Source organism: Acinetobacter venetianus RAG-1 = CIP 110063 (genome assembly GCF_000368585.1).
In the GTDB taxonomy this organism is placed as follows: Bacteria; Pseudomonadota; Gammaproteobacteria; order Pseudomonadales; family Moraxellaceae; genus Acinetobacter; species Acinetobacter venetianus.
Genome location: NZ_KB849557.1, coordinates 101,773 through 120,884, shown reverse-complemented (window position 1 = coordinate 120,884; position 19,112 = coordinate 101,773). Strand labels below are relative to the sequence as shown.

The 19,112-nt window shown below is 38.7% G+C and carries 17 protein-coding genes and 1 CRISPR repeat array; of the genes, 11 read left to right on the top strand and 6 right to left on the bottom strand.

What is annotated here, in order from left to right; genetic code table 11:
* Nucleotides 1-46 precede the first annotated feature (46 nt).
* Entirely contained in the window at nt 47-364 is a 318-nt protein-coding gene (gatC, locus tag F959_RS02060; RefSeq protein WP_004877106.1) for an Asp-tRNA(Asn)/Glu-tRNA(Gln) amidotransferase subunit GatC, read from the bottom strand.
* Nucleotides 365-497: 133 nt separating this feature from the next.
* Here gatC and F959_RS02055 point away from each other — a divergent pair, with 133 nt between their 5' ends.
* The 6 genes from F959_RS02055 to F959_RS16620 all read left to right on the top strand — a co-directional run bounded on the left by F959_RS02055 (nt 498) and on the right by F959_RS16620 (nt 5,253).
* The gene (locus tag F959_RS02055; RefSeq protein WP_004877105.1) at nt 498-1,538 is read left to right on the top strand and encodes a rod shape-determining protein; all 1,041 of its coding nucleotides are present in this window, start codon (nt 498-500) and stop codon (nt 1,536-1,538) included.
* Nucleotides 1,539-1,555: 17 nt separating this feature from the next.
* Nucleotides 1,556-2,413, top strand: a complete 858-nt coding sequence (gene mreC, locus F959_RS02050) for a rod shape-determining protein MreC (RefSeq protein ID WP_004877103.1) — start codon at nt 1,556-1,558, stop codon at nt 2,411-2,413.
* A complete protein-coding gene (gene mreD / locus F959_RS02045; protein WP_004877100.1) occupies nt 2,400-2,891 on the top strand; it encodes a rod shape-determining protein MreD in 492 nt (163 codons plus the stop codon). The genes mreC and mreD overlap by 14 nt, the downstream gene beginning before the upstream one ends.
* On the top strand, nt 2,879-3,445 hold the full coding sequence (locus tag F959_RS02040) for a Maf-like protein (RefSeq protein WP_004877099.1): 567 nt from the start codon (nt 2,879-2,881) through the stop codon (nt 3,443-3,445). The genes mreD and F959_RS02040 overlap by 13 nt, the downstream gene beginning before the upstream one ends.
* A 42-nt stretch (nt 3,446-3,487) precedes the next feature.
* On the top strand, nt 3,488-4,942 hold the full coding sequence (gene rng / locus F959_RS02035) for a ribonuclease G (RefSeq protein ID WP_004877097.1): 1,455 nt from the start codon (nt 3,488-3,490) through the stop codon (nt 4,940-4,942).
* A 137-nt stretch (nt 4,943-5,079) separates the two neighbouring features.
* Nucleotides 5,080-5,253: a PA1571 family protein gene (locus F959_RS16620; protein WP_004775299.1), complete on the top strand. Its 174-nt coding sequence runs from the start codon at nt 5,080-5,082 to the stop codon at nt 5,251-5,253.
* Between the two features lie 33 nt (nt 5,254-5,286).
* Here F959_RS16620 and F959_RS02030 read toward each other — a convergent pair whose 3' ends face one another.
* Together F959_RS02030 and F959_RS02025 are read right to left on the bottom strand one after the other, a co-directional pair.
* Nucleotides 5,287-6,672: a WS/DGAT/MGAT family O-acyltransferase gene (locus tag F959_RS02030; RefSeq protein WP_004877095.1), complete on the bottom strand. Its 1,386-nt coding sequence runs from the start codon at nt 6,670-6,672 to the stop codon at nt 5,287-5,289.
* A gap of 183 nt (nt 6,673-6,855) precedes the next feature.
* Nucleotides 6,856-7,587, bottom strand: a complete 732-nt coding sequence (locus tag F959_RS02025) for a phosphoadenylyl-sulfate reductase (protein ID WP_004877092.1) — start codon at nt 7,585-7,587, stop codon at nt 6,856-6,858.
* Nucleotides 7,588-7,760: 173 nt separating this feature from the next.
* Here F959_RS02025 and thrH point away from each other — a divergent pair, with 173 nt between their 5' ends.
* Entirely contained in the window at nt 7,761-8,378 is a 618-nt protein-coding gene (gene thrH / locus F959_RS02020; protein WP_004877091.1) for a bifunctional phosphoserine phosphatase/homoserine phosphotransferase ThrH, read from the top strand.
* Between the two features lie 87 nt (nt 8,379-8,465).
* On the opposite strand, the gene F959_RS02015 is transcribed toward thrH, so the two are convergent.
* The 3 genes from F959_RS02015 to F959_RS02005 form a co-directional block, all read right to left on the bottom strand.
* On the bottom strand, nt 8,466-9,695 hold the full coding sequence (locus tag F959_RS02015; protein WP_004877088.1) for an OmpP1/FadL family transporter: 1,230 nt from the start codon (nt 9,693-9,695) through the stop codon (nt 8,466-8,468).
* A 273-nt stretch (nt 9,696-9,968) separates the two neighbouring features.
* Complete coding sequence (locus tag F959_RS02010) at nt 9,969-11,411, bottom strand: OmpP1/FadL family transporter (protein ID WP_004877086.1); 1,443 nt, start codon at nt 11,409-11,411, stop codon at nt 9,969-9,971.
* 525 nt (nt 11,412-11,936) lie between these two features.
* The gene (locus F959_RS02005; protein WP_004877084.1) at nt 11,937-13,397 is read right to left on the bottom strand and encodes a coniferyl aldehyde dehydrogenase; all 1,461 of its coding nucleotides are present in this window, start codon (nt 13,395-13,397) and stop codon (nt 11,937-11,939) included.
* A gap of 693 nt (nt 13,398-14,090) precedes the next feature.
* Here F959_RS02005 and F959_RS02000 point away from each other — a divergent pair.
* The 4 genes from F959_RS02000 (at nt 14,091) to F959_RS01985 (ending at nt 18,562) form a co-directional block, all read left to right on the top strand.
* Entirely contained in the window at nt 14,091-15,428 is a 1,338-nt protein-coding gene (locus F959_RS02000; protein ID WP_004877082.1) for a CitMHS family transporter, read from the top strand.
* 148 nt (nt 15,429-15,576) lie between these two features.
* The gene (locus F959_RS01995) at nt 15,577-16,686 is read left to right on the top strand and encodes a porin (protein WP_029424890.1); all 1,110 of its coding nucleotides are present in this window, start codon (nt 15,577-15,579) and stop codon (nt 16,684-16,686) included.
* 199 nt (nt 16,687-16,885) lie between these two features.
* The gene (locus F959_RS01990) at nt 16,886-17,440 is read left to right on the top strand and encodes a phosphatase PAP2 family protein (protein WP_004877078.1); all 555 of its coding nucleotides are present in this window, start codon (nt 16,886-16,888) and stop codon (nt 17,438-17,440) included.
* A 312-nt stretch (nt 17,441-17,752) separates the two neighbouring features.
* The gene (locus tag F959_RS01985; protein ID WP_017196889.1) at nt 17,753-18,562 is read left to right on the top strand and encodes a metal-dependent hydrolase; all 810 of its coding nucleotides are present in this window, start codon (nt 17,753-17,755) and stop codon (nt 18,560-18,562) included.
* A gap of 36 nt (nt 18,563-18,598) precedes the next feature.
* Nucleotides 18,599-19,106: a CRISPR direct-repeat array (repeat unit 28 nt; unit sequence TTTCTAAATCATCTAAGCGATGACGAAC).
* Nucleotides 19,107-19,112 lie beyond the last annotated feature (6 nt).

Below are 19,112 nucleotides of genomic sequence, written 5' to 3'. Positions count from 1 at the left end.
ATTTCTTTACATTCTAAATATAAAATATGATTTAATTGAATAAAAATTATTCAATTACGCGAGGTACGAGGTATAAACCTGCTTCTGTAGCAGGGGCTACCGCCTGATATTCATCACGGTGATTGCTTTCAGTCACCACGTCTGCGCGTAAAGGCTGAGGGTTGTCAAATGGGCTCTTTAAAGGCTCAACATCATCGGTATTAATGCCTTTTAAGCTTTCCATCATGCCAAGGATTTTATTTAAACTTTCAGCATATTCAGCTGATTGCGCCTCGTTTAAAGATAAACGAGCAAGGTGTGCAATCGCTGAAACGGTCTGTGCATTTAAGTCCGTTGTCTGCTGAGCATCTGATGATGTAGACATAACTTTACCTAATTCAGTATCAAAAAATTGCAAAATATCGTGCGTTATAATAAGCGATTGACTTGTTCAAAGCATCACATTTCGTTAAAGTTGCCACCTTGCATCCATACAAAGTTTAATTGGGAACGTCCCCGTGATTCTAAAACGACTAATTGGCCTGTTTTCGCCGGATTTAGCCATTGATTTAGGTACTGCAAATACGCTTATTTATGCACCAGGCCGTGGCATTATATTAAATGAACCTACTGTTGTGGCGATTCGTCATAGTGGTTCGCAAAAAATTGTTGCTGCTGTAGGTCTTGATGCTAAACAAATGTTAGGTCGTACACCAGCGAATATCTCTGCAATTCGTCCGATGAAAGACGGAGTGATTGCTGATTTCGAAGTAACTGAGACCATGTTGAATCAGTTCATCGGTAAAGTACATGAAAAGCGTTTGTTCCCGCCAGCGCCGCGTGTTGTAGTTTGTGTACCATGTAAATCAACTTTGGTTGAGCGTCGTGCTATTCGTGAAGCCGTATTTAATGCTGGTGCACGCGATGTCCGCTTAATCGAAGAACCTATGGCTGCTGCGATTGGTGCTGGTATGCCAGTTGAACAAGCGTGTGGTTCGATGGTTGTTGATGTTGGTGGTGGTACCACTGAAATTGCAATCATTTCATTACAAGGTTGTGTATACGCTGATTCTTTACGTATCGGTGGTGATGTATTTGATGAACAAATCATTAACTACGTTCGTAAAGCACACGGTTGTGTTATTGGGGAAACCACAGCTGAAGTGATCAAAAAAGAAGTAGGTATGGCTGTTAACGACGGTAAAACACTTGAAATCGAAGTGCGTGGTCGTAACTTGGCAGAAGGTGTACCTCGCGCAATTACGGTAACTTCTGACGAAATTACCCAAGCGATTGCTGACCCATTACAAAGCATCGTAAGCGCTGTTAAATCAGCACTTGAACAAACACCTCCTGAACTTTCTTCAGATATCGCTGAGCGTGGTATCGTGTTGACGGGTGGTGGTGCATTACTTCGTAACTTGGATAAGTTGCTCGCACAAGAAACTGGTTTACCAGTGATTGTTGCTGATGATCCTTTAACTTGTGTCACTCGTGGTGGCGGTAAAGTTTTAGAATTCTTTGACAACCCAAATCACGACATGCTTTTTGTTGGTTAAATCATAAGGACTAGGCGGTGCAACCGAATCTTTTTTCAAGACAACCGCCATCTTTTCGCTCATTTGTCATTGCGGTCATTACATGCTTGGTTGTGCTTTTCTTTGATTGGCGCATGCCTTATGTAGTCAAACCAGCAAGGGATGTGCTTTATGCAGCGTATAATCCAATTTATGCGCTTGCGAGCTATCCTGTACTGTCGCGAGAATGGCTCAACCAACAAACCAAATCAGAAGCTCAATTGCGCCGCGAAAACACAGCAATGCAAGCTGAGCTATTACAAGCACAAGTCCGTTTACAAAAGCTTTCTGAGCTTTCAGCTGAGAACAATCGCTTAAGAGGTTTATTAGATACGCCATTAATTATCGATGGTCGTATGCAAATTGCCGAAGTGATTGGAACGGATGCTGATCCATTACGCCATATCATTATTATTAACCGCGGTGCAGTTGATCACTTAAAAGTGGGGCAAACTGTACTGGACGATAAAGGGATTATGGGGCAACTGGTTGATGTTTACCCGCATAGTTCTCGTGTCATGCTCCTTTCGGACAAAGAACACTCTCTATCTGTACGGTTAGAACGAACTGGAATGCGCGCTATTGTTTCTGGAACAGGTGATCTAGGTCAGCTGAAGATGGATTATGTTGCAACCAGCGCCAACGTCAAAGTGGGCGATAAAGTTTATAGCTCAGGTCTAGGTGAACATTTTCCAGCTGGTTATTTAGTGGGTACAGTGTCTAAAGTGAGTCGCCATACTTCAGGTGAGTTTGCTGAAATTGATGTTAAACCTGCAGCACAGCTTGCCAGTGGTCATCACGTCGTCGTGTTATTCTCAGAGTCTTTAGCGCAGGAGCAACCTTATGCCGATCGCTAAATTAAACTACGAGAAACGTAAAGATCCATTATTGATGATCATTATATCGATCATAGCAGGGTCTGTGCTGATGGTGTACCCAGTGTCATATGAGACAGCGGGTTGGCGGCCTTCTTTCATGTTAATGATCTTATTGTTCTGGATACTTTACCAGCCTATTTGGTGTGGTGTCTGGTTTGCATTTGGTATGGGTATCTTTGTTGATCTACTTTTGGATGCACCATTAGGGTTAAATGCGCTGAGTTTTGTACTCATTACCTTTGCAACACGTTATTTTATTCGTGAACGACGGATTTTGACTTTTGGTAATTCTTGGGTGATTGCTGCATTGGCTGTCATTGCACACATTTTATTTTTATGGGTGAGTCAAACCATTGCCGGTACTCATTTTTCGATTGCGCGACATTGGCAACCCGTGATGAGCAGTGTGTTAGCATGGCCATTGGTTTATTATTGTTTACATAAATGGCGCATATAATTTTAGCTTCGAGTTCGCCTCGTCGCAAAGAACTCCTTAAACAATTAGGGCTAGTATTCGAAACCTTTAGTCCTGATGTAGATGAGTCTGTTTTAGTGGGTGAATCAGTTGAAATTTATGTTGAGCGTTTAGCGCGCCTTAAAGCTGAAACTGTGCTACAAAGTTATCCTGATGCTATTGTGATTGCAGCAGATACAAGTTTAAGCTTTGATGGCCAGATTATTGGGAAGCCTGAATCAAAACAACATGCTTTTGATATTTGGAGACAATTGTCAGGACAATGGCACGATGTTTTTTCAGGTGTTTGTGTTGCAACAACGACGGAAAGACGAAGCATTGTCGTTCAAACACAAGTACAGATGATGCAATTAAGCCCAATAGAAATGGAAAAGTATTGGGCAACAGGTGAGCCAGTCGGAAAGGCTGGTGCATATGCGATACAAGGAATAGCGGGGCAATTTATTCCTCAAATTCGGGGGAGCTACAGCAATGTTGTTGGCTTGCCTTTGTATGAGACAGCACAGTTATTAGAAAGCGTTAAAGCATCAAGCTGACACTTTCGGGTATAAGAATTTTTATAAAGTTTTGAGTTTGTTATGGCAGAAGAGTTGCTGATTAACGTCACGCCGATGGAATGTCGTGTGGCTTTGATTGAAAATGGTACGGTCAATGAACTATTTGTTGAGCGCACTGTAAAACGTGGTTTAGTGGGAAATATTTACAAAGGTAAAGTTGTACGCGTACTGCCGGGTATGCAAGCTGCTTTTGTTGATATTGGTTTATCTCGGACAGCTTTTCTGCATATTAATGATATGGTGTGGCCACGTTCGCAGCCCACGCCGAATGTTTTTGAACTCCTGCATCCGGGGCAGACGCTCACTGTTCAAGTCATGAAAGACATGCTAGGAACGAAAGGGGCTCGGCTTAGTACAGATCTTTCAATTCCTTCTCGTTATCTTGTATTGATGCCTTATGGTAATCATATTGGTGTTTCTCAGCGTATTGAACAAGAAGAAGAACGTGATCGTCTCCGTGGCATCATTGAGCGTATTCAGTCTGAACATAATTTACCGGGCAGTGTCATTGTTCGTACTGCTGCTGAAGGTGTGGATGAAGCATCTATTGAACAAGATATGTGCTATCTCAGTAAGCTTTGGGAGTTTATTCAGCGTAAGCAAAAAGAAGTTGCAACACCTGAATTAATTTTTGAAGAATTGCCTTTACCTCAGCGTATAGTTCGTGATCTTGCGAGTAATGAAACTGCGAAAATTTATGTCGATTCACGTGAAATTCACGGAAAATTAAGCGAATTTGTGGATGAGTTTGTCCCAACAATACAAAATCGTTTAATCCATTATCCGGGTGAAAAACCACTTTTCGATTTATATAACGTCGAAGAAGATATTCAAAAAGCTTTACAAACACGAGTTGCGCTCAAGTCTGGTGGCTATCTGATGATCGACCAAACTGAGGCGATGACGACGATTGATGTCAATACTGGCTCTTACGTCGGCGGGCGTAGCTTAGAAGACACTGTATTTAAAACCAATATGGAAGCAACTCAAGTGATTGCGAGACAACTACGTCTACGTAACTTGGGTGGAATCATTATTATTGATTTTATTGACATGCAGGAAGCTGAGCATCGTGAAGAGGTGATGCGTCAGTTTGAAAAAATGCTTGAACGAGATCATGCGAAAACTAAAATCACTCAGGTTTCTGAGCTTGGTTTAGTGGAAATGACACGTAAAAGAACGCGTGAATCATTGGAACATTTGCTTTGTGAATCATGTCCAACCTGTCAAGGACGTGGTTATGTCAAAACAGCAGAGACAGTATGTTACGAGATATTTCGAGAAATCTTACGATATGCGCGCGCATTTGATTCCAAGGGTGGCTTTACTGTCGTTGCTCATCCAGCAGTGATTGATCGCCTATTAACAGCAGAAGCCCCAGCTGTCGCGGATTTAGAACATTTCATCAATCGTGTGATTAAATTCCAAGTGGAAAATCTTTATACGCAAGAGCAATACGATATCATTTTAAGTTAAAGTTGTAACAAGATTTCGCTTAAGCCTTGTTACAACTGAAATTTTACTTTCTATCACGAATTTTAAATACTAGATCTATAGAATTAGCCACAGACATCTTTGAGTGTCTTAGCGAAAATATAATGAGGTATATAATTATGAATGTTAGTGAAAGATTAGTGAATCACGGTTTTAAACATGTGTTGGACAGCAATCCTGTGAATACATGTTATATGGTTGATAGCCAAGGTAAAGAAGTTCAAATTACCACTGCAATGATTCGCTCAGCATGTCATCAGCTCTTACAGCGTTGTCGTACAATTAAGAAGTAAGGGGCTAACGAAAGCCCCTTAATTTTTTCTCTATCAATTTGCTACTTTTTCTCGTGGCAATTCAGAGATAGCAAGTTCAAAACGTTGAATCTCTTCTTCCAAGTGTGTCAGTAAGTTTTGCATCTTTGGTAAAGCATTACGACATGCGATCAAACCGACTTCTAACTTGTCCAAATAACTAGTCATCGTGATATTCAATGCCTGACCATCCATTACAATAGAGGCAGGATAGAGTGCATCTAGCTTCGCACCATTCCAGTACAGCGGTTCACGCGGGCCGGGAACATTTGAAATGACAAGGTTAAATGCTTGACGCTTAGGTAACATACCTGACGCAATATTCAATCCCGCTGGTCCATAAACAACTGCACTGTAGTTGAGAATTTCATTTGCAGTCATTCGGCTAAAACGTTGCTTCGAGTTTTGCACGCTACGACGAATAATCTCTAAACGTTCAATAGGATCTTCAATGTGAGTTGCTAGATTTGCCAGAATCATAGTAATACGGTTGCTGACATCAGAATCATCAGTACGTAATGAAGCAGGTACCATCGCGATTAACGGTTTTTTCGGCAGACTATCTTGATTGATAAGATATTCACGTAATGCACCAGAACAAACTGCTAATACAACGTCATTAAGTGTTACGCCAAGCGTTTTAGCGATTAGACGAAAACGTTCTAACTCAAAAGATTGTGCTGCAAAACGGCGAGATGAACTAACACGTTGATTTAAAATTGAAGGTGGTGCTTGGAAGGTAGAAACATAATCAGGGTTTTTACCAATTTCTTTGAAGATGGTCTGAGATAGCTCTTGCATGACTTTAGGCGCAACTTCAAGCTGAGACTTAATACCATCCATAATGCCTTTAATTTTGCTTACTGTTGGCGGCTTTGGTGCTTTTAAACGTTTGCCACGTTTTCCTTCTACACACCACAACGGTACAACGTGTTTTTCATTTGGATCTTTTGAGAGAGACTTTTCAATCAGGCGCATACCTGCAACGCCATCTACCATCGCATGATGGATTTTAAAATACATCGCAAAACGATTGCCTTCGATACCTTCAATGATATCGCAAGTCCACAATGGTTTTGCACGGTCAATTAGAGAGCTATGTTGTTGAGAAATATAGACTAATAATTCACGAATACGCCCTGGATTCGGTAATGCAATATGACGAAAATGATGATCGATATCAAACTCTTCGTCTTCTCCCCAAAATAGGCCGTTGAGTTGATTATTAAATGGAGGAACAGGAATACTTTTAGATTGGCGAATATCCTGAACGAGATCATGTACGAACGTTGATGATGCATTTTCTGGAATCTCGAATAAAAACAAGCCACCTACATGCATAGGTTGTTGCCTTTTCTCTAAAGACAGAAAAATAAAATCAATAGGGTGTAAAGGGCGCATAGCAGATATAGCCTCTCATTGCATTTTTTATAAGATACTCTTGGAGCTCTTATTAGAATTATTGAACCGTTGTGTGAAGTATATACGGTTTAGTCTGGTTAAAATATGGCTTTGTACACAGCAGTCAGGAAAAATAAAACCACTGATGTTTCAGTGGTTTTTAAATATTAAAGTAATAATCTATTATTTTTTTAGGTTTCCAGCGTGCAATCCGCATTCCTTGTGCGTCGCTTCTTCCCACCACCAGCGACCTTCACGCTCATGCTGGTTTGGTAGGACTGGACGTGTGCAAGGCTCACAGCCAATTGAAATAAAACCACGCTCATGCAAAGGGTTATATGGAATTTCCATCATGCGGATATAGCTCCATACATCTGCGCTACTCCAGTTTGCTAGCGGATTGTATTTGATTAGTTGCTTACCTTCACCTGAAAATCCTACATCAGCTTGTACGACTGGCACATCGCTACGCGTTGGGCTTTGGTCTTTACGTTGACCTGTAATCCAGCCATCCAGTGTTGCAAGTTTTTTGCGTAAAGGTTGTACTTTTCGAATACCGCAACACTCTTGATGACCATCTTCAAAGAAACTGAACAAACCTTTTTCATTTACAAATTGCTGAACAGCGGCAGACTCAGGAAAGCAAATTTCGATAGTAATGTTGTAGTGCTTACGGACTGTCTCGATAAATTGATAAGTTTCAGCATGTAATCGCCCCGTATCTAAACTAAATACACGAAAAGGTTTACCGATACGCGATGCAATATCAATGAGTACAACATCTTCTGCACCAGAAAATGAAATTGCAATTTCACCTTCTTGATGGAGTGCGAGTTCTAAAATTTCTCGTGGTGATTTGTCTGCATATTCAGCAGCGAGTGCATCTACATGGTCAATAGTCGGAATAACAGTCATGGATGTTCCTGGCGATAGGCTTGGGCACAATTTTAAATCATTCTAAGCAAATCAGTTTGCTTGTTCTTGATTTTAATCTTGCAGAATAAAATGATTTTATTCAACAATAGCGCAAAAATTGAATAGTCTTAGTGCTATGATACAGCAATTTTTAACCAACATTGGAAGCATTCATGGAAATCGTATGCCTAGATCTTGAAGGGGTGTTAGTTCCAGAAATCTGGATTAATTTTGCTAAAAAAACAGGGATTAAAGAACTCGAAGCGACTACACGTGATATTCCTGATTACGATGTGCTAATGACACAGCGCTTAAATATCTTGAAAGAGCATGGTTTAGGGTTAAACGATATTCAAGCGGTGATCGCTGATATGGGGCCATTTGAAGGTGCTAAAGAGTTTGTGAATTGGGTTCGCACTTATTTCCAGTTGATTATTCTTTCTGATACGTTTTATGAGTTTGCTCACCCATTGATGCCGCAATTAGGTCAGCCAACGATTTTCTGTCATAAGCTTGAGACAGATGAAAATGGCATGATTACGGCTTATAAACTACGTCAACCAGATCAAAAGCGTCAGGCAGTAAAAGCATTACATGGTTTAAATTTCCGTGTGATTGCAGCAGGTGATTCTTATAATGATACAACGATGCTTGGTGAAGCGGATCATGGTTTCCTGTTTGATGCACCGGATAATGTGATTGCAGAATTCCCGCAGTTTCCAGCACTGCATGGCTATGAAGCATTAAAACAAGCGATCCGCTCTGTTTCTCAGCGTAATATTCCAGAATAATGAATTTTCCCTAGCTTTCTCGTAAGAGCATAAATGGGAAATTAAAAATAAAAGGCGCGTAAAGCGCCTTTTATTTTTAGATGAAAATTAGAATTTATATCCAATTTTCAAACCATAAGCGATCGCATCATTATTTTTGAACTCGGCAACATGCTCTGGTGTATTAAATTGAGATCCAGACTGTGCTTTTGCATCTCCTAGCCAGAAGTACTTTACACCACCTGCAATAAAGTAGTTTGGCGCTGGGCTATATTGTACGCCAACACCAACATTCCAATAACCTTCTGTTGGACCAAGTGTTGTAACAGGGTTGCCAGCACCAGAATCCCAACCTACAGATACATTACCAGCCCAATGATCATTGACCTTACGACCGACACCAGCAGTGATTGAATATTGATCATCAGTATATGCTACAAGGTCAAAACCGTCTTTTTTCCCTGTTTTATTAACGATAGGAGGTAGAACAGAAGCGGCGCCAAACTTATAAGGACGAATTGCAAAGTCTTTCCAGTTCACCCATCGAACGTTTGCGAACGCAACAGTATTTTCCATGATTCCCGTTTGAAAATCGAGGTTAACCGATTGAGGTGTGGTGATTTCAGTTGTGCCTTGAGCATTGTTAATTTGATTTAACATCGCATCAAAAACGGGACTGCCTGTAAAACCTGCAATTCCATGATTTTCATATGCATTCATTTCATGCTTGATTTTGGCACGGTAAGTTAAAGAGGTTTTTAGTGCAATTTCAGGAATTTGATAAGCAATGCCTGCTAACCAGCCAACTGCTTCGTCCCGACCTGTTTTAAAATCGTAACCACTATAAGCACTATAGCTTTCACCACGTAATAATACTGTTGCATCAAGTGTTTGATAAACTGCACCTGCATATAGGTTCCAGTTTTGATTTGGTTGATAACCAAAAAGTAAGTTTAGGTTTTCAGTATCAACAGTTACAGAAGTTCCACCTCGAAAGGGCAACGGTCTGCTTTCAATAAAGTTACTTTGACCCCTGTATTGAGCATCTGCACCGTATGGTTGGTCGTAAATAAGGCCAATGGAAAAATGTTCCGTGGCTTGAATTTTTAAGGCTGCATTGGGTGAATAGTAGTGATTTGCCATATCACCAGTGTTGTTTTGAGAGATGTCTTTACCAGAAACATTTGGGTCAAGTACGGTAATACCTGCTTCAAAATAGTTATTTGGCTGCAAGAATGCTGCAATTGATTGTCCTGAGCGATCCAGTGCTGCGGCAAACGTTGTCGTTGTTGGAACTAAGCTAAGTAGAAGAGCCGTTTGAATAGCATTCAGCTTCATTAATATGTTCTCTCAAATCACTTTGTAACAAGAATGGCGCGAAAAGTAACATAATTTTTATTCGCTTAAATATTTTACAAATGTCAATAAATGAACTGATGAAGTCACGAAAAATGCTTGAGTGATAGGTGTTTATATTGAACGTACGGAAAATTAAGGATGAACGGATATAAATATTCAGATTCTAATACTATTCAAAAAACCTAAAGGTAATTAGGTACTTTGAACATAAAAAAAGACCATCAAATGATGGTCTTTTTTAGAAAGCTTTACTTAGAAGCGATAACCAAGTTTCAGACCGTATGCAATTGCATTGTTGTCTTCAAAATTAGCTACATATTGATTGCTGCCTGCTTGAGCACCAGTTTGAGCTTTGGCATCACCTAACCAAAAGTACTTCACGCCACCAGCGATGAATGTTGCTGGAGTTGGGCTGTATTGAACACCTACACCAACGTTCCAATAACCTTCTGTAGGGCCGAGTGTTGTCACTGGGTTACCGGCACCTGAGTCCCAACCGACTGACACATTACCAGCCCATTGCTCATTCAACTTGCGGCCTACACCAGCATTTACAGACCATTGGTCATCAGAATATTCAACCAAGTTGAAACCATTTGGACGACCAATCAAGCCACCAACTTGTTTTGACAACACACCGAATTTGTACGGTTGAATTGAGAAATCTTTCCAATTTACCCAACGTACGTTTGCGAAAGCAACTGTGTTTGCCATGATGCCAGTTTGGAAATCAAGGTTTACAGATTGTGGTGTAGTGATTTTTGTTTTCTTATCTTGTGCAAGACCTGCTGCAAGTTGATTTGGATCTAAACCTAAACCAGCTAGTACTGCTGGTAGCGCAGGGAATGCTAATAATGAAAGATCTTCTTGAGCTTTAACGTCGTGATCAATTTCAGAACGGTACGTCAACGATGCTTTCAGTGCAATCTCTGGAATTTGATATGCAGCACCTGCTAACCAGCCTACACCAGTCGTTTCTTTGATTTTTGCATCATAACCGTTATAAACGCTATAGGCCTCACCGCGAAGACTTACATTACCTTTAATGGTCTGAATTGCTGGACCAGCGTAAAAGTTAAAGTTTTTAGTTGGTTGGTAACCAAAAACTAAAGATAGATTTTGAGTATCTACTTCTACTTGAGTGTTGTTTGAACCAGTGCTTGAACCTAAGTAGCTCTTAGCTGCATTTAAAGCGCCAGCTAATTGTTGGAATTGAGCACTTCCTTGAACTTGAGCTTTTGCTGCAGCAAGTGATTGTTCAGTTACTGGAATATTATTAGCTTCTAATGCTTGAATTGCGCGTTGTGTTACGATGCCATCAATAGATTTTGCTGACAAAACACCATCATTTGAGTTTGCAACAAAAACATTGTCTCCTGAATATTTTGCATCAGCACCAAAAGGTTGATCGTATAGTAAACCGAAAGAAATTTTATCAGTAAGTTGCAGTTTTAAAGCGGCGCTTGGGAACATATAGTCATCGCCCATATCGCCGATTTTGCGTTGAGTCGCTGTATCACCAGCCTCTTGACCTTCAACTGTAGGATCTAGAACCGAAAGACCAGCTTCAAAATAGTTACCTGGCTGAAAAAAAGCCGACATAGATTGACCTGAGCGGTCTAACGCTGCTGCAAAAACTCCAGTTGCAGGTAGCGTTGCTAAGATCATGGCAGTGCTAAGATGTTTTAATTTCATTTTAAATCTTTCCTTGAACTTCAAGATTTTTTAAGTGAAGAAGCTATGATTGGCTTGCCAAACTAATTATTAAATGTATTTGGCTATAACTTCATGTAACAAAAATACCATAATTAAAATAAGAGTAAATGTTCTAAATGAACTATTCAGTACGATTGATTACATGAAAATGATTAAAAAAAATGCTATAAATATTTATATACATATGTGTTTTTATTGGTAAAATGATGAAAAATATAAAATATTAATTTAATAAATGATTCAATTTTTTTGGCTTTTTTGTAGAAAATAAATTTTTTAGGGTCAAAGATTTTTTGTAAAAAATGAGATTTTTTTCTCCATTGTTTGCCTAAAGTAATAAATAGGCATTTATGCCGTCTATCTTTTACTCTATTGAGTATGTTTTATTAATGCATATTTTTAGAAGAAATATCAACGGATTTAAACAGCTTTAAATTTTATTCTTACAGATGGTTGATTTAATGAAGGATAGAGACTTTTTGTCTCTATCCTGATGTACCTATCTTATTTTAGATTTGGATCACCTTTTTTCAAGAAGAAACTCAATGCGAGTTTTTGTACCCATGTGCCGTACGGAGGGTAAAATAATTGTGTTGGGAAGAAACGGTGGCGAATAAATACTGTTTTTGCATGAGATAGCTCTTTAAAGCCTTCTTCTCCGTGGTAAGTGCCCATACCTGAGTTGCCAATTCCGCCAAATGGCGCATCGTGATTAACAACATGCCATCCCCAGTCATTGATTGTGACGCCACCTGAATGTGTTTGTCTTAAAATGTAATCACGTTCACTGCTGTCATGGGTAAAGCAATAAAGTGCCAATGGTCGTTCACCATTCTGAATATAAGCAATTGCATCATCTAGGCTGTCATATGCAACCACCGGAAGGATAGGCCCGAATAGTTCTTCTTTTAAAATACGCATTTCTGGGGTGCAGTTGAGAACGATATGCACAGGCATGCGACGTGCATCTTGTTCAGGATTGTATTCGCCACAAGGGATAATTACAGCACCTTTTTGTTCTGCATCCTCAAGTATTTCAAGCAGACGCTTAAAATGTCGATCATTCACAATAGAAGTGTAGTTATTATTTGAATGGATATTTTGACCATACATCGCAGTGAAATTGGTTTTACATGCTTCTGCAAATTCACTCACTTTTTCTTTTGGAACAAGTGCATAATCAGGTGCTACGCAAATTTGACCACAGTTGGTCGCTTTGCCATGCAAGATTCGCTTAGCCGCATCTGCAAGTGGGTAGTTTCGACTTACAAGAGCAGGCGATTTACCGCCTAGTTCTAGTGTAACAGGTGTAAGATTTTCAGCGGCAGCACGCATTACCACGCGACCGACTGCGGGTGATCCTGTAAATACAATATGGTTAAAGGGTAAAGTGGTAAACAATGATGGATCAGTAATTTCTTCTCCAAAGACGGCAACTTCATCTTCTTTAAAGACTTCAGCAAGCATTCTTTTGATTACGGCATTGGTTGCAGGTGTGATTTCTGGAAGTTTAATCATCACTCTATTGCCTGCCGCAAGTGCAGCTACCAATGGCCCTAAAGCGAGATAAACAGGAAAATTCCAAGGCACGACAACGCCTACTACACCTTTTGGTTGATATTGAACGCGAAGGCGGTTAGATAAAAATAATAATTCAGTGCTGCGTTTGCTTGGACGCATCCATTTGCGCAAATGGCGAATAGCATGTTCAGCCTCCAAAACAGATCCAAGTAAATCGAGAAGTTTTGATTCATCAATTGACCGTGAGCTAAAATCGGTATTGATTGCTGCTGCGATGACATCTTGATAGCGAATAATTTGTTTTTTTAGATTAAAAAGTTTGCTTCTTCTTGAGTCCAAATCAGGGTAAGGCAGTGCATTGAAGGCGGCACGTTGCTGATCGAAGATAGTCTGTAAAGATTCACTTTCTACTTTTTCAAATTCTGTGGAGTGTGGATAATTCATTTTTCATTCCTTCCATGCTTTCTGTAACTTGATTTTTCTTGAGTTAAGGATGAGATCACAATCAATTATGACATAAGGTCTAATCTAAGCAGAGTATGTCGAACAATTTTCTTAATGATATTGAAAAAATGTAAATAATTCAGGTGCTTTTTGAGTGTTTATTTAAATATGGGAATCCTGGATTATAAAAATATATGGATTTCATATTATGTTTGTTTTTTAGTCTTTATCTTGAGGTGATTTATTTTAATTATCTTGATAGCTATTTTCTAATGAATAATATTTTCAAATTTTAGGAAGATTTTAAAGTTTACTAAATAATAATCATTATATTTTTATATTTATTTTGCTAATTATATATATTGGTTTAAGTATTTAATTTTAGTTTTTGCTACAAAAATAAGCGATTTTTGCACCATGATATTGCATTGTTTTTATAAATATATGGCATTTTTTTACGTGATTTTAGCTTGTATTTTATCTTTTGGTCTAAGTTTATAGGTACTATATTCATATAAATCATTTGGTTGTCAGTGTTGTTGTGATTTCTTAAAATTGTTTCATTTTTCATGTGAATGGTTTTTGTGATTATTATAATTAAATTAAATGAATTAATTAATTTTAAATCGCATAGAATCTCGGCTGGGTTAGGAATTAACCAGTCTCAAAATATTATGCTAAGGATTGCTTAAAATGCTTACTTTTTTAGGTATTAGCATGATCATGTGCTTTATGTACTTGATTATGTCGAAACGTCTTAGTGCATTAGTTGCATTAATTTTAATCCCATTTTTATTTGCAATCATTGCTTGGGGATTAGGTTTTTATTTCGATAGTTTGAGCCATATTCAATTAGCTGAACTCGGAAATACCATGCTTGATGGTATTAAAAAACTTGCTCCGACTGGCGTCATGCTGCTGTTTGCAATTTTATATTTTGCATTAATGATTGATACAGGGTTGTTTGACCCGTCTGTAAGATGGATCTTAAAGAAAGTAAAAGGTGATCCACTTAAAATTACTCTAGGAACAGTCTTCCTTACTTTGCTTGTCTCTTTGGATGGTGATGGTTCTACAACTTACATGATTTGTGTAGCGGCGATGATGCCTTTATACAAACGTGTCGGGATGAATCCACTGATCATGACCTGTTTAATGTTGCTCTGTAGTGGTGTGATGAACCTTACGCCGTGGGGAGGCCCAACAGCGCGTGCCGCGAGTGCTCTTCAGGTCGACGCCAGTGAAGTCTTTATTCCAATGATTCCTTCGATGGTGATTGCTGCTGCATGGTTATTCTTCCTTGCTTATCTATACGGGAAATATGAGCGTAAACGTCTAGGCGTGATTGAACTGGTCGATATTAGCCATGCTGACGATATTTCTATTTCGAAAGATCCAGAAGCGCAACGTCCTCATTTACGCTGGTTTAACGGTATTCTTACGCTGGTATTAATGGCATCTTTGGTAAAAGGGATTTTACCGATGTCAATCTTATTCATGCTGGGTTTCTGTATTGCTTTAGTGGTGAACTATCCATGTGTGAATATGCAGAAAAAGCGTATCGCAATGCATGCGGATAGCGTATTAGCTGTTGTGGGTGTAATTTTCGCGGCAGGTGTATTCACAGGTATCCTGTCTGGCACAGGTATGGTTGAAGCCATGTCTAAAGGCTTCGTGGCTGTGATCCCACCAAGTATGGGACCTTATTTAGCACCCATCACTGGTCTATTGAGTATGCCTTTGACGTTCTTTATGTCTAATGATGCATTCTATTTCGGTGTGTTGCCAATTTTAGCAGAAGCCGCTTCTCATTATGGTATTCCTGCGGTTGAGATTGCGCGTGCATCAATTATTGGACAGCCAGTTCATTTGCTATCTCCTTTAGTACCTTCAACCTACTTGCTCTGCGGTCTTGCTGCAGTAGATATGGGCGATCATCAGAAATTTACATTGAAGTGGGCATTTATCACATGCTGTGTACTCATGGGTAGTGCATTAGTGTTCGGTGTTTTTCCATTTTATAGCATGTAAATCAAATTATTACGGTGCTTTTGCATAATTTAAGAATGTAAAAGTACCCGTATCTTTGTTCAATTTAATACACATATTTAATTTCTGCTTTAACCAGCAGGGAGTTTCTTTTTTTAATTTTTAGATGGTTAGGATGACTAAAATGAAGATGAAAATGAAAATTGCATTGGCAACTATGTTAAGTATTGCGACAGCTTCTACCTTTGCGGCACCAAAGTTTTATGGAGAAATTGATGCAAGCTTGGATTATTTACCTGAAATAAATGCAAATTCAGCCAATCATGATGTTTGGAAGGTAAATAGTAATAGCTCTTATCTTGGAATTAAGGGGGAAGAAAAATTAACCGAACATTTAAGTGCAGTCTATTTAGCAGAGTGGGCATTTTACGCGGATGGAGACAAAACAGATTGGTCGCAACGAAATCGTTTTGTTGGTTTGAAAGATGAGCGATTCGGTACGATAAAGCTTGGTAAGCACAATACACCGTTAAAAGAATTATCAAGTCCTGTAGATGGCTTTAATAATTACATCAGTAATAAAGCCGATATTACCAGCATCATGCCGGGTGAAAATCGGGTCAATAATGTTGTGGTATATGATTCACCAGAGTTTCACTTGAATGGTGGAAACTTAGAAGCAACAGTATTGCTCGCATCTGGTGAGAGCCAAGGTATAAAGGATGATGGGCATGGTGGTGTTAATGTTGCTGGCCGTGGTTTAGGTGATGCTTGGTCGGCTGCTTTAAGTTATACGCATCCGTTATTTTTGATTGGTTTGGGTTATGACAAAGCGATTCCAAGTGATTTCTTGGGAGATGGTTTACTGAATTCTAAAGATCGAGAAACACAGGTGGATGAGGTTTTTGCTGCGGCAAATACGGTTCGATTGATTGGTCGTTTGAAGCCGATGCAAGGCTTAACTTTAAAAGCATTATTTCAAAATTCAAAAGTTGCGGACAAGCAGGGGAATGATCAAGGCGCAGCAAATATTGATGATTCACAAGGTTGGTTAATTGGTGCAGAGTATAAACTTGCTCAGCATGCGAAATGGACTGTTAAAGCCCAATATAGTCAGAACTCGACGAGCTTTAAAAATAACGATGCCGATTATGATGCGAAGCAGTTAATGGTTGGTACGGATTACGCATTTAACAAACAAGTGAAGCTGTATGGATATGCTGGTTATTCAACCTTTGAACAAGCAAATGCTAAAGATAAGCAGCCTGTTGTTGGTAGTGGGTTAGAATTTAAGTTTTAAGCGCACAGTTGATTATCTCCGTAAATAGAGGAAATATGCTCTATTTACGGAAAGATTTTGTAATTTTTTCAATGTTTAATACAAATTTTGGTGTAAGAAAATAATAGGAAAATTAATATATTATAAATTCATACAGTTTTAATCTTTCTTACCTAGATTGTTAGCAATGAACTCGTCCTAGGGAAAAGGGATAAAGCTGATGAGCTTTGAAGATTTAAATATTTATTTATTCCATAGCGTTAACTCCTTTGCAACACACTCATTAGCTTTTGATAACGTAATGATATTCCTCGCAAATGACCTGAATACTGTTTTTATTAGTTTTCTGGTGTTTCTATTGGTTATTCAATGGAAAACGTATCGCTTAGTGTTTGCTAAAACCTTATTTATCGTTTTGTTATCAATTGCTTTTAGTGATCTGATTGAGATGTTCTATCACCATCCACGTCCGTTTCAGTTGGATTTGGGGCATAAGCTGATTGGTCACGGGTCAAGCTCTTCTTTTCCTAGTCAGCATACCCTCACAATTGCCGTGATTGCATTTACTTATCTGATAGCTGGTTATAGAGCGATTGGTATTGTGGGGCTATTTGTTGGTGTGATTGTTGGCTTGGCGAGAGTTTATGTTGGCGTACATTTTCCTTTTGATGTGATTGGATCTTTTGTGATCGGTTTCTTACTGGTTGTATCTACCAATTATGTCATCAAAGGCTTATTACTTAGACGACGTAGAATTAATTTGGCGGTTGAATAAGGTTTTATGATTCGGAGAGTGATCAATGAAATCTTTTGAAATCTAGTACTACTATTTTTTAGGGGAAATCCTATAGTCCAGAATTGTCTGGATTAGATTGTTTTGAGTTAATACTCTAAAATATATTGACAGTATGCGTGTTTAGACTATAAATTATTTTTAGTTCTAATTTGGAACTAAGTCTGATTCTCTTTAGCAATTTTTATGGTTTATGTGATTGCTAATAATACGAAATATGAGATTTTATTCGCCAGTACGCTACGATTGAGATCATATTTGCTTGCCAAAGTCTTATCAGTAAGGAAAGCCATGATGTCAAAACAAGTGAATACGATTACTGTGCGTCAAACGCAATTCAAACCTGAAAACATTAATGCGCATTATACTGAATCAACTTTAATGTCTCATTTTCTCACAGCATTATCGATGAGCTTTCCACAAGGTGAGCGATTTTTTGTAGAAACTGTTCGAAATGTACGTGATCAAGTGAGTGATGAACAACTTCAAAAAGACATTTCAGGCTTTATTGGTCAAGAGGCGCATCATGCACGTGCCCATGAGCAATTCAATCAACTGGTACAAAATAGCGAATATCATCTAAAAAAATTTGAAAAAGCGTATGAGCAGGAAATGATTCGTTTACGAGGGTTGAGCCAGCGTCGCCAATTGGCTGCAACTGTTGCATTAGAACATTTTACTGCGATGATGGCGGGGTACATGCTTAAGTATCCTGATGTTATGTTCAAAGGTTTATCTGAAAATATGAAAAATCTTTGGCTTTGGCATGCAGTTGAAGAAATTGAACATAAACATGTGGCATTTGATGTATATCAACAGGTTTTTGATAATCTAGCTCAGCGCCGTCGAAGCATGAGAACTATTACCTTAGGGTTTATTAGCAGTACTGTAATCATGACAAGTCACCTAGTATGGCAAGACCGTAAAAGTACTTTGTATCAACCTAGACAGTTTATAAAAAATGCGAAAACGCTAGTCGGCCTAACACAAATGATGTGGCGTTTATTACCTGATTATTTGGCATTTTATAAAGCTAGTTTCCATCCCTCAGAGATTGATCAACAGGACTTGTTGAGTAAAGCGAGAGAATTGTTGGTGAATTAATTTACTAAAACTACATTCAAAACTGAGTTTATTCATTTTCTAAATCATCTAAGCGATGACGAACCATTTCAAATCAGATTTAGATTTGATGGTAAATTTCTAAATCATCTAAGCGATGACGAACTTATTCAAGAAGAAGTTCACAACCCCGAAGTCTTTCTAAATCATCTAAGCGATGACGAACAAGAGAATGATTTAGCACCCGTTTCAGGATCATTTCTAAATCATCTAAGCGATGATGAACTGACACAATTTCTATATCAGTGCAACAAGTGCTTTCTAAATCATCTAAGCGATGACGAACACAGATTCACTTCAAACACGCCTCGTAGCGTATTTCTAAATCATCTAAGCGATGACGAACACATAAACGACGAATTAAGAATCGTTATTTTATTTCTAAATCATCTAAGCGATGACGAACGATATGCTTCAGGAATTTATCAAGATGCAATTTTTCTAAATCATCTAAGCGATGACGAACTTAGTTTTGTTTGACATCACACTCACCTTTCATTTCTAAATCATCTAAGCGATGACGAACCATAGC

Excerpts from the sequence above, each read along its gene's own strand:
- gatC (WP_004877106.1), bottom strand. The coding sequence starts at position 364 with ATGTCTACATCATCAGATGCTCAGCAGACAACGGACTTAAATGCACAG.
- mreD (WP_004877100.1), top strand. The coding sequence starts at position 2,400 with ATGCCGATCGCTAAATTAAACTACGAGAAACGTAAAGATCCATTATTG.
- F959_RS02040 (WP_004877099.1), top strand. The coding sequence starts at position 2,879 with ATGGCGCATATAATTTTAGCTTCGAGTTCGCCTCGTCGCAAAGAACTC.
- rng (WP_004877097.1), top strand. The coding sequence starts at position 3,488 with ATGGCAGAAGAGTTGCTGATTAACGTCACGCCGATGGAATGTCGTGTG.
- F959_RS16620 (WP_004775299.1), top strand. The coding sequence starts at position 5,080 with ATGAATGTTAGTGAAAGATTAGTGAATCACGGTTTTAAACATGTGTTG.
- F959_RS02030 (WP_004877095.1), bottom strand. The coding sequence starts at position 6,672 with ATGCGCCCTTTACACCCTATTGATTTTATTTTTCTGTCTTTAGAGAAA.
- F959_RS02025 (WP_004877092.1), bottom strand. The coding sequence starts at position 7,587 with ATGACTGTTATTCCGACTATTGACCATGTAGATGCACTCGCTGCTGAA.
- thrH (WP_004877091.1), top strand. The coding sequence starts at position 7,761 with ATGGAAATCGTATGCCTAGATCTTGAAGGGGTGTTAGTTCCAGAAATC.
- F959_RS02015 (WP_004877088.1), bottom strand. The coding sequence starts at position 9,695 with ATGAAGCTGAATGCTATTCAAACGGCTCTTCTACTTAGCTTAGTTCCA.
- F959_RS02010 (WP_004877086.1), bottom strand. The coding sequence starts at position 11,411 with ATGAAATTAAAACATCTTAGCACTGCCATGATCTTAGCAACGCTACCT.
- F959_RS02005 (WP_004877084.1), bottom strand. The coding sequence starts at position 13,397 with ATGAATTATCCACACTCCACAGAATTTGAAAAAGTAGAAAGTGAATCT.
- F959_RS02000 (WP_004877082.1), top strand. The coding sequence starts at position 14,091 with ATGCTTACTTTTTTAGGTATTAGCATGATCATGTGCTTTATGTACTTG.
- F959_RS01995 (WP_029424890.1), top strand. The coding sequence starts at position 15,577 with ATGAAAATGAAAATTGCATTGGCAACTATGTTAAGTATTGCGACAGCT.
- F959_RS01990 (WP_004877078.1), top strand. The coding sequence starts at position 16,886 with ATGAGCTTTGAAGATTTAAATATTTATTTATTCCATAGCGTTAACTCC.
- F959_RS01985 (WP_017196889.1), top strand. The coding sequence starts at position 17,753 with ATGTCAAAACAAGTGAATACGATTACTGTGCGTCAAACGCAATTCAAA.